General features: G+C 71.9%; 1 protein-coding gene and 1 pseudogene. Both read left to right on the forward strand.

Annotated elements, in window-relative coordinates; all coding sequences use genetic code 11:
* Positions 1–3 precede the first annotated feature (3 nt).
* Positions 4–11,022 carry a non-ribosomal peptide synthetase gene (locus G6N60_RS29100; protein ID WP_170312557.1) on the forward strand — a complete coding sequence of 3,673 codons (11,019 nt, stop codon included), beginning with the start codon at positions 4–6 and terminating at the stop codon, positions 11,020–11,022.
* A pseudogene (locus G6N60_RS29105) lies at positions 10,904–11,860 on the forward strand (non-ribosomal peptide synthetase); the annotation flags it as partial. The gene G6N60_RS29100 and the pseudogene G6N60_RS29105, both read left to right, overlap by 119 nt.
* Between the last annotated feature and the right edge of the window lie 2 nt (positions 11,861–11,862).

Raw genomic sequence — 11,862 nt, forward strand, 5'->3', positions numbered from 1 at the left:
TGAATGCCGCAGGGCAACCCGGCGGTGCCGGTCACCCGGGGTCAGCTCGACGTGTGGCTGGCACAGGAGGCGGGCCACCCCGGTACGGACTGGCAACTCGGTCTGTTCGTGGAGCTCGGGGGTGCCGTCGAGCGCGAGGCCCTGGAATGGGCGATCACGCGGGCGGTGGCCGAGGCCGAGCCGGTCAGGGCCACCTTCTTCGAAGAGGACGGCCAGCTCCTGCAGCGGACGGTCGACTATCCCGCAGTCGACCTCGACGTCGTCGACACCGGCGGCGCGGCCGACCCGATGTCGCAGGCCCGCGCGCTGGCGACGTCGATCCAGGCCACGCCGATGCCACTGGACGGACGGCTGTTCTCGTTCACGCTGTTCGATGCGGGGTTCGGTGCTGAATTCAACGCTGCCCTCTTCGTCTGCTGCCACCACATCGTCATCGACGGTTACGGGCTGTCGCTGCTGTGTCGGCGCATCGCCGCGATCTACTCCGCGCTGGTGTCCGGGGCGGCGATCCCGCCACCGATCTTCGGTTCCCTGCAGGACCTCGTCGACGTCGAGTCCGACTACGCGGCCTCCGACGAGTACGCCCAGGACGAGGAGTACTGGGCGGCCAACGTGCCGACGACCGGCGCCTCCCTGCACCGCCTGCCCGACGCCGACCACGGCGACGAGACGGCGGGGTCGTCGGCTCCGGTCGCCCTCGACGCCGGCGTCCTGGCCGACGTGCACCGGATGTGCGAGACGGCGGGCATCTCGCGCTCGACGGTGCTCGCGGCGGCCTGCGCCGTCATCGTGCGCAGCTGGGGTGCCGAGGACGACGAGGTCGTCCTCGACCTTCCCGTCAGCCGGCGGGTGCATCCGGACTCGAAGACCATTCCCGGGATGGTCGCCGGGGTCGTACCCCTGGTGTTGCGGGTGTCGCCCGATGCCACCGTCGCCGACTTCTGCGCGCACGTCGACGCGCGCATCGGGGAGGCCCTGCGCCACCAGCGCTACCCGGTCCAGGCGCTCGAACAGACCGCCCTGCAGGGCCCGGGCCGGGTCACCGACCGCGTCGTCATCGACTTCCTGCCTTCGGGATTCACCATCCCGTTCGGGGCCGCCCAGGCGTCGGCGTCGCTGATCTCCGGACTCGGGCGCAGCTTCGGGCTGATCTTCTCCGGCACCGGCGACGAACTGGTGTTCAGCACGCTGGGGGACGGCAGGCCGTTCACCACCGCCGTCGACGTCCCCGAACTCGCCGGCCGGCTGGAACGGGTGCTCGCGGCGATGGCCGCCGACCCGGGCCGACGGCTGTCGGCGCTGGATCGACGACCCGGACGGGAGCTGGAACACCTTGCGGCCTTGGGGAACTGGGTCGCGCTCGAGGGCGGCTCGACCGCGGCACCGGCCTCGGTGCCGGAGGCGTTCGCCGTGCAGGTCGACCGCAGCCCGGGCGCGGTGGCCCTCAGCGGTCCCGACGGCTCGCTGACCTACCGCGAACTCGACGATGCCGCGCGCCACGTCGCGCAGCGCCTCGCCGACCGCGGGGTGGGACCGGGTCGGACCGTGGCGCTGCTGCTGCCCCGATCCACGGAGTCGGTCGTCGCCATCATGGGGGTGCTGCACTCCGGCGCCGCCTACCTGCCGATCGACCCCGCGCTGCCGGCCGAGCGCATCGCCTTCATGCTCGCCGACGCCATGCCCTTCGCCGTCGTCACGAATGCCGAATTGACAGGTCTGGTCCAAGGATTCGACGGTGTGGTCCTCGACCTCGACGATCCCGCGGGTGACCTCGAGCCCGGCCCGCCGCCCGCGGGTGCCGCCCCCGACGACGTCGCCTACGTGATCTACACGTCCGGCACGACGGGCACCCCCAAGGGCGTGGCCATCACCCACCGCAACCTGACGCAGCTCATCGCGTCGCAAGACGGCGGCCTGCCGCCGGCAGCCGAGCAGGCGTGGTCGCACTGGCACTCCTACGCCTTCGACTTCTCGGTGTGGGAGATCTTCTCGGCGCTGCTGCGCGGCGGTCGCCTCGCGGTCGTACCGGAGTCGGTGGTCGGCGAGCCCGAGGACTTCCACGACTTCCTGGTGACCCAGCAGGTCACCGTGCTCACCCAAACCCCTTCCGCCATGGGCATGTTGGCGTCCGAGGGGCTGGAGTCGACGGCGTTGGTGATGGGCGGGGAGGCCTGCCCCGCCGACGTCGTGGACCGGTGGGCGCCGGGGCGGGTCATGATCAACGCCTACGGCCCGACCGAGACCACGATCTACGTCGCGGTCAGCGCACCCCTGCGCGCCGGTGGCGGGGCGGCGCCGATCGGATCGCCGGTGCCGGGGTCGGCGCTGTTCGTGCTCGACGGGTGGATGCAGCCGGTGTCGCCGGGGGTGATCGGTGAGCTGTACGTGGCGGGCGCCGGGCTCGGCGTCGGGTACGTGCGCCGCACCGGGCTGACGGCGTCGCGCTTCGTGGCCTGCCCGTTCGGCCGCGCCGGAGAGCGGATGTACCGCACGGGCGACCTGGTGTACTGGGGCGCCGACGGACAGTTGCGCTACGTCGGGCGGGCCGACGAGCAGGTCAAGATCCGCGGGTACCGCATCGAACTCGGCGAGGTGCGCACGGCGTTGGCCGCGCTCGACGGGGTCACCCACGCGGCCGTCGTCGCCCGTGAGGACCGCCCCGGTGACAAGCGGCTCGTCGGCTACGTCACCGGCGCCGTGGACCCCGGGCAGGCGCGGACGGCGCTGGCTGCCCGGTTGCCCGCCTACCTGGTGCCCGCGGCCGTGGTGGTGCTGCCCGAATTGCCGCTGACCTCGAGCGGAAAGCTCGACACCCGGGCCCTGCCCGCACCGGAGTACGTCGTCGGCGAGTACCGGGCCCCGGTGACGACGGCCGAGGAGATCCTGGCCGGCATCTTCGCCGAGGTGCTGGGTGTCGAGCCGCCGCAGGTCGTCGGCGTCGACGACTCCTTCTTCGAGCTGGGCGGCGACAGCATCCTCTCGATGCAGGTGGCGGCGCGGGCGAGGGCAGCGGGGCTGACGTGCCGTCCGCGCGACGTCTTCGTCGAGCAGACGGTGGCCCGGCTCGCGCGGGTGGCCGCGGCGTCGGGCGATCAGTCCGACGAGGTCGACGAGGGCGTCGGCGCGGTTCGGCTCACGCCGATCATGGCGTGGCTGGCCGATCGTGGCGGGCCGATCGACGAGTTCAATCAAACCGTCGTCCTTCGGGCTCCGAGCGGCGTCACCGAGGACGACGTGGCCGCGCTGCTGCAGGCTCTCCTCGACCGGCACGCCATGCTGCGGCTGCGCGTGAACGGCGACCCGGGTGGGTGGTCGTTGCAGGTGCCCGCCGTCGGCTCCGTCGATGCGCGGGACTGCCTGCGCGTGGTGGCCGACCTGTCCGACGACGCCGTGGCGTCGGCGCGCTCGCGTCTCGACCCGGCTGCCGGCCGGCTGGTCAGCGCGCTGTGGGCACCCGCCGACGGCCGGCTCGCGCTGATCGTCCACCACCTGGCGGTCGACGGCGTGTCCTGGCGAATCCTGGTGGAGGACATCAACGTCGGCTGGGCGCAGCGCCGCGCGGGACAGCCGATCGAGCTGGCGCCGACGGGCACCTCGTTCCAGCGCTGGGCCGACCTGCTCCCCGAGATCGCAGGCCGCCCCGACGTCGTCGCCCGGGCCGCCGAGTGGGCGGCGATCGATGCGGCCCCCGCCGCACTGCCGCCACCGGGGGACGCCGACACCCATGCCACGGCGGGACGGCTGTCGCTGTCGCTGGACGCCGAGCACACCCGGATGCTGCTCGGCGAGGTACCCGCCGCCTTCCACGCCGGGGTCCAGGACCTCCTGCTGATCGGTTTCGCAATGGCGTTCAGCGCTTTTCGCGACACCCCCACCGAGATCGTCATCGACGTCGAAGGCCACGGACGGCACGAGGAGTTCGCCCCGGACGTCGACCTCTCGCGCACCGTCGGGTGGCTCACCGCCAAGTACCCGGTCGCCCTGCGGCTCCTCGCGGGCGACGCGACGCTGGGGGACGTCGTCAAGGACGCCAAGGAACAGCTCCGCGCCCTGCCGCACCCCCTGACCTACGGTCTGCTCGCCTACGCCGAGGGCGGCCCGGCGGGTCCCGATCCGACCATCGGCTTCAACTACCTTGGCCGCCTTGGTCTTCCGGCCGTGCCCGAGGTGGACGAACTGTGGCGGCTCGGCGCGGAGGGGCTGTCGTTGGGCGGCGCGGCCACCGCGGCGGCGCTGCCGCTGTTCCACACCCTGGAGCTCAACGCGGGAGCGGTCGACACCGAGGCGGGCCCGCAGCTGCGCGCCGACTGGACCTGGGCGACCCACGTCCTCGACCATGCCGACGTCGAACGGCTGGGCCGGCTGTGGTTCGACGCGCTCACCGACATCTGCGCCCACGTCCGTGCCGGTGGGGGAGGGCTGACCCCGTCCGACATCGCCCCCGCCCGGCTGACCCAGCAGCAGATCGACGACGTGCAGCGGCGCTACCGGGTCGCCGACATCCTGCCGCTCACCCCGCTGCAGCAGGGGTTGCTGTTCCACACCACCACCGCGCAGGACCGCGCCGAGCTCGCCGAGACCTATTCGGTGCAGCTGGACTTCACCCTCACCGGCACCCTCGACCCCGATCGGCTGCGCGACGCGGTGCGCGCCGTGGTCGCCCGACACCCCCATCTGGCGGCGCAGTTCCACCAGCAGTTCGCCGAACCCGTGCAGCTCATCCTCGCCGAACCCGACATCGCCTGGCAGTTAGTCGACGCCGACGACGTCTCCGGTCCCGGCGAGCTCGAGAAGCTGTGCGCCGACGAGCGCACGGCCGTCTGCGATCTGGCCAACCAGCCCGCGTTCCGGGCCGTGCTGATCCGCATCGCCGAGAACCGGCACCGCTTCGTGCTGACCAACCACCACATCGTGCTCGACGGGTGGTCGATGCCGATCCTGCTGCGGGAGATCTTCACCAGTTACGCCGGGCACCGGCTGCCTGCGGCCGCGTCCTACCGCACGTTCATCACCTGGCTCGCCGAGCGCGACCTCGACGCCGCACGGGCCGCGTGGGGCGAGGTGCTCGCAGGACTCGACGCGCCGACCCTGGTCGCCGCCCTCCGCGGCCGCGACGACCGATTCGGTTCGGGCCGACGCGGTTTCGCCTCGGTGCAGCTGTCGGCCGAGACGACCGGCGCGCTGGGCGACCTCGCCCGGTCGTGCCACACCACGGTCAGCACGGTGCTGCAGGGCGCGTGGGGGGTGCTGCTCGGTGCGCTGACCGGATCGTCGGACGTCGTGTTCGGCACGGCCAGGTCGCGGCTGGGTCAGCTGGAGGTGCAGGACGCCGAGGCGATGGTCGGACTGCTGATCAACACCGTGCCGGTCCGCGCCCGCCTCACCCCGGCCACCACCGCCGTCGAACTGCTCGACGGGCTGCAGGCCGCCCACAACGCCACCCTCGAGCATCAACACCTGGCGCTCAACGAGATTCACCGCGTGACCGGTCACGAGCAGCTCTTCGACACACTGTTCGTCTACGAGAACTATCCGGTCGACGCGGGCACCCCGCTCGGCGTCGACGACCTCGCCATCGCCGAGTTCGCCAACCGCGAGTTCAACCACTACCCGCTCACCGTGGAGGCTCTGCCGGGTCCGCAGCTCGGCCTGCACGTCGAATACGACGCCGACGTCTTCGGCGCCGCCGAGATCGACTCGCTGCTGGCGCGTTTCGATCGCATCCTGGCCGTGATGACCGCCGAGCCGACGCGCGCGTTCTCGTCGGTCGACCTCCTCGATGCGTCCGAGCGCGATCGCCTCGCACGGTGGTCGGGGGCCGGGGGGTCGGCGCCGGTGGGCCTGGGACCCGGACCCGAACTCCTGGCCGCGGTCGACCCCGCTGCGCCGGCCGTCGTGGACGGCGACCGCAGCCTCACCTACCGCGATCTCGACGCGGCCTCGAACCGGTTGGCACGCAGGCTGATTCAGGCCGGGGTCGGACCCGAGCGGGCCGTCGGGGTAGCCCTCGACCGCAGCGCCGAACTGGTGACGGCCTGGTGGGCGGTGCTGAAGGCCGGCGGCATCTACGTGCCGCTGGACGCGCACCACCCCGTGGAGCGGATCGCCACGGTGCTCGACGCGGTGGATGCGGTGTGCGTGCTGACCGGTGAGACCGACTCGGTGCCGGGAGCGGGGTCGCGCCCGGTGCTGCGCCTCGACGGCATCGATGCCAGCGGCTTGGACGCGGGGCCCGTCACCGACGGCGATCGGCTGGCGCCGCTCGCGGTGGACGACACGGCCTACGTCATCTTCACCTCCGGGTCCACCGGCGAGCCCAAGGGCGTCGCGGTCAGCCATGCCGGACTGCTCGGAGCCGCTGCGGCACAACGCGATCTGTTCGGTCTGACCGCGCAGGACCGGGTGCTGATGGTGGCCGCGCCGACCTTCGATGCCTCCCTGTACGAGATCCTCATGGCGACGGGGGTGGGCGCGGCCCTGGTCGTCGCACCCCACGACGTCTACGCCGGTGACGCCCTCACCGCGTTGATGCAGCAACATCGCGTGAGCGCCAGCCTGCTGACCCCGACCGTGGTGGCCTCGCTGGACCGCACCCGGCTCACCGCTCTGGCGACCCTCGTCACCGGCGGAGAGGCCTGCCCCGACGAGCTGGTGCAGGCGTGGGCCCCCGGCCGGGAACTGTTCAACGCCTACGGTCCCAGCGAGGCCACGATCTGGGCGACGGGGGCCAGGCTGACGCCGGCGGGCCGGGTCAGCATTGGCACGCCGATCGCCGGGGTCCGGACACTGGTGCTCGACGCTCGACTCCATCCCGCGCCGGTCGGGGTGCCCGGCGAGCTCTACCTGGCCGGGCCCGCCCTGGCGCACGGCTACGTGGGCCGACCGACGCTGACCGCCGAGCGCTTCGTCGCCGATCCCCATGGCGACCAGTCGGATTCGGGCACGCGGATGTACCGCACCGGTGACCTCGCGCAGTGGAACCCCGACGGCACCCTGGACTACCTGGGTCGCGTCGACACCCAGATCAAGCTGCGCGGGCAGCGGATCGAACTCGGCGAGATCGAAAGCGCGCTGCTGGCCTGCCCGCAGGTGGGCCAGGCCGCCGCCACGGTGCACCACGGCACCGCGGGACCCCAGCTCGTCGGATACATCACCTTCGAGCACGCCACCAGCGCGCACCGCGACACCGACCACGACGACGAGATCGTCGGGGAGTGGCGCCACGTCTACGACGAGCTCTACGCCGCCGATGGCGACGAGCCCGGCTTCGGAATGGACTTCCGCGGCTGGACCAGCAGTTACACCGGTGATCCCATCCCGCTCGAGGAGATGCGGGAGTGGCGCTCGGCGACGGTGGCCCGCATCATGGCGCTGCGCCCGCGCCGGGTGCTGGAGATCGGCGCGGGCTCGGGCCTGGTGCTGTCGCAGGTGGCGCCGCACTGCGAGCGCTACGTCGCCACCGACGTGTCGCCGGAGGCCATCGAGAAGCTCCGCGTCGCGTTGGGAGACGGGGACGTGCCCTGGCGTGACCGCGTCGAGCTGCTGGCCAGGCCCGCCCACGTCACCGACGGCCTACCCGCAGGGAACTTCGACGTCATCGTCGTCAACTCGGTGGTGCAGTACTTCCCGAATGCGGCGTACCTGACCGAGGTGATGGACAACGCCGTTCGACTCCTGGCCCCCGGCGGCGCGCTGTTCATCGGCGACGTGCGAAACCACGACCTGCAGAACGCCTTTCAGACCGCGATCGCCATCGCGCGATCGGGCAGCGCGCAGACCGACGCCGCCGTGCTCCGCCAGCGCGTGCAGCACGCCGTGCTCGGTGAGCCCGAACTGCTGCTGTCGCCGGAGTTCTTCACGGCGTGGGCGGCCGGCCGGCCGGCGCCGGTGGGGTTGAGCATCGACCTCAAGCGGGGGTCCTCGGACAACGAGCTGAGCCGGTACCGCTACGACGTCACCATCCGCACGGCCGACTCGGTGCGCTCACTGGCCGCCGCCCCCACCTGGTCGTGGGCACAGTGCGGCGGTGCGGCCGGGGTGCGCGACCGTGTGGCCCTCGAACGACCGGATGCGTTGCGCATCAACGGTATTCCGCGTGCCGGGGTCATCGACGACGTTCGGCTGGAGGAGGCGTTGGCCGCGGGACGCCCCGTGACCGAGGCGGCACAGCACGCCGACGGGCCGCCCGCGACCACCCCGGACGTGCTGTACGAGATCGGCGAATCCGCGGGCTATCACGTCACCGTCACCTGGGGTGCGCAGCCGGGCACGATCGAGGCCGTCTTCGTCGCGCCGGGGGACGCGGCGCTCACCGACCTCTACCTCCCGCCGGCGGGGGCGCACCAGCGCGTACCCGCCAACGAGCCCCACGGCAGCACGAAGATCAGCGCCGTGCGTCAGCGGTTGCGGGCGCGACTGCCCGACTACATGGTCCCGCCGCACATCGTCGTGCTCGACGAGATGCCGCTGACGTCGTCGGGCAAGCTCGACCGCCGGGCCCTGCCCGCCCCCGAGTACACCGACGGCGACACCTACCGCCGCCCGGTCGGCGTCGTCGAGGAGATCCTCGCCGACATCTACGCCCAGGTGCTCGGCGTGCAGCGCGTGGGCGTGGACGACTCGTTCTTCGACCTCGGCGGTGACTCGCTGTCGGCGATGCGGCTCATCGGCGCGGTGAACGCCAGCCTCGGCGTCGAACTGTCGGTGCGCACCCTCTTCGACGCGCCGACCGTCGCGCTGCTGGCACCACGCGTCGGCGGTGACGCGGTGCGCCTGGAACCGCTCGTCGCCGCCGAGCGACCCGACGTCGTCCCGCTGTCCTTCGCCCAGCACCGGCTGTGGTTCTTCGACCAGCTGCAGGGGCCATCGGCGACCTACAACCTGGCGGTCGCGCTGCGGCTGCGGGGGCGGCTGAACGCCGACGCGCTGCGGGCGGCGATGACGGACGTGGTCGGGCGGCACGAGTCGCTGCGGACGCTGTTCACCGCGCCGGAGGGCACCCCGCGCCAGGTCGTCTTGCCCGCCGACGAGGCCGACATCGGTTGGGCCTCGATCGACGCCGGCGGCTGGCCGGTGACGCGGCTCGACGACGCGGTCCGCGCGGCGGCCCAGCACACCTTCGACCTGTCCGAGCACGTGCCGTTGCACGCCACGCTGCTGAGGGTCGCCGACGACCATCACGTGCTCGTGGTCGTGGTGCACCACATCGCGGCCGACGGCTCGTCCATCACGCCACTGGTGCGCGATCTCGGGACGGCCTATGCCAGCCGCAGTGCCGGCCACGCTCCCGGATGGGCGCCGCTGCCGGTGCAGTACGTCGACTACACGCTGTGGCAGCGACGGCTATTCGGCGACCTCGACGCGGCGGACGGTCCCATCGCCGCCCAGCTCGACTACTGGGAACGGGCGCTGGCCGGAATGCCCGAGCAGATCGAGCTGCCCACCGATCGGCGCTACCCGCCCGTCGCCGACCACCGCGGGGCGCGGGTGAGCGTGCAGTGGCCGGTGGAGTTGCAGCAACGCGTCCGCCGGCTCGCCCGCGACCACAACGCGACGAGCTTCATGGTGATCCAGACGGCGTTCGCCGCGCTGCTGGCCGAACTCGGCGCCACGCCGGACGTCGCGATCGGCTTCCCCATCGCGGGCCGCCGCGACGCCGCCCTCGACGACCTCGTCGGCTTCTTCGTCAACACCCTGGTGCTGCGCGTCGATCTCGACGAACATCCCAGCGGCGACCCGACTTTCGCCGAGCTGCTGGCTCAGGTGCGCCGCCAGAGCCTGGCCGCCTACGAGCACCAGGACGTGCCGTTCGAGATGCTCGTCGAGCGGCTCAACCCGACCAGGAGCATGACCCGTCACCCGGTGGTCCAGGTGTTGCTCGGCTGGCAGAACTTCGCCTGGCAGGCCGGTGACGCGGCCGGCCTGGCACTGGGCGATCTCCGGGTGACCCCGTTGCCGGTGGACACCGAGACCGCGCGGATGGATCTGGCGTTCTCCCTCGGTGAGCGGTGGGACGACGGTGGCGAGCCCGACGGACTCGACGTGACGGTGGAATTCCGCACCGACGTCTTCGACGCCGACACGGTCCGCGAGCTCGTCGGGCGACTCGAACGCATGCTGGTGGCGATGACGGCGGATCCGCAGCGTCGGTTGTCGTCGGTGGATCTGCTGGACGAGGTGGAGCGGGCGCGGCTGGATCGGTGGGGCAATCGGGCGGTGCTGGACCGGCCGGTAGCCAAGGCGTCGGTGGTGGGGTTGTTCGCCGGGCAGGTGGCGGCGCGTGGTGATGCGGTGGCGTTGACGTGTGCGGGTCGGTCGTTGACGTATCGGGAGCTCGACGAGGCGTCGAACCGGCTGGCCCGGGTGTTGGTGGAGCGTGGGGCGGGTCCGGGTCGGGCGGTGGCGTTGATGTTCGCGCGCTCGGCGGAGGCGGTCGTGGCGATTGTGGCGGTGTTGAAGTCGGGGGCGGCGTATTTGCCGATCGATCCGGCGTTGCCCGGGGCGCGGGTGGAGTTCATGGTGGGTGACACCGCGCCGGTGGTGGCGGTGACGACGGCCGATCTGGTGGACCGGTTCTCGAGTTTCGACATGCCTGTGGTGGACGTGGCCGATCCGGTGGTGGCCGCGGCGTCGGTGGCGGCGTTGCCGTTGCCGGATCCCGATGATGTGGCGCACGTGATCTATACCTCGGGGACGACGGGTGTGCCGAAGGGTGTGGCGGTGTCGCAATCCAACGTGGCGCAGTTGTTCGCCGGGTTGGATCTGGGGTTCGCGTTGGGTCCGGATCAGGTGTGGACGCAGTTTCATTCCTATTCGTTCGACTTCTCGGTGTGGGAGATCTGGGGGGGCGTTGCTGCACGGTGGGCGGTTGGTGGTGGTGCCCGACGAGGTGGCGCGGTCGGCGGCGGACTTCCACGCGCTGTTGACGGCCGAGGGTGTGACGGTGTTGACCCAAACGCCCTCGGCGGCAGCTGTATTGCCGATCGAGGGGTTGGGGTCGGCGGCGTTGGTGATCGGGGCTGAGCCGTGTCCGCCGGAGTTGGTGGATCGTTGGGCGCCGGGTCGGGTGATGGTCAACGTGTATGGCCCGACGGAGACGACGATGTGGCTGTGCCGCAGTCTGCCGTTGGTGGCGGGGTCGGGGTCACCGCCGATTGGGTCGCCGACGGCGGGGGCGGCGTTCTTCGTCCTCGACGAGTGGCTGCGGCCGGTGCCGACCGGGGTGGTCGGGGAGTTGTACCTGGCGGGTCGCGGTGTGGGCGTGGGGTATTGGCGTCGTGGGGGGTTGACGGCGTCGCGGTTCCTGGCGTGTCCGTTCGGGGCGCCGGGTGAGCGGATGTATCGCACCGGGGATCTGGTGCGGTGGCGCTCGGACGGTCAGCTGGACTATCTGGGTCGGGCTGACGAGCAGGTGAAGATTCGGGGTTTCCGCATCGAGTTGGGCGAGGTGCGGTCGGCGTTGGCGGCCCTGGACGGGGTCGAACAGGCGGCGGTGCTGGCCCGCGAGGACACCCCGGGGGTGACGCGGCTGGTCGGCTACGTCACCGGATCGGTCGACCCGGTGGCGGCGCGGGCGGTGGTGGGGCAGCGGTTACCGGCGTACATGGTGCCCGCGGCGGTGGTGGTGCTCGATGCGTTGCCGGTGACGGTCAACGGCAAGCTCGACACCCGCGCCCTGCCCGCCCCCGACTACGCCGACGCGTCGCGGTACCGGGCGCCGACGGGCGAGATCGAGCAGACGGTCGCCTCGATCTACACCAACGTGCTGGGCGTGGACCGGGTCGGGGTCGACGATTCGTTCTTCGATCTGGGTGGGGATTCGCTGTCGACGATGCGGGTGGTCGCGGCGATCAATGCCGAACT

It is taken from the genome of Mycolicibacterium madagascariense (assembly GCF_010729665.1).
Lineage (GTDB): Bacteria > Actinomycetota > Actinomycetes > Mycobacteriales > Mycobacteriaceae > Mycobacterium > Mycobacterium madagascariense.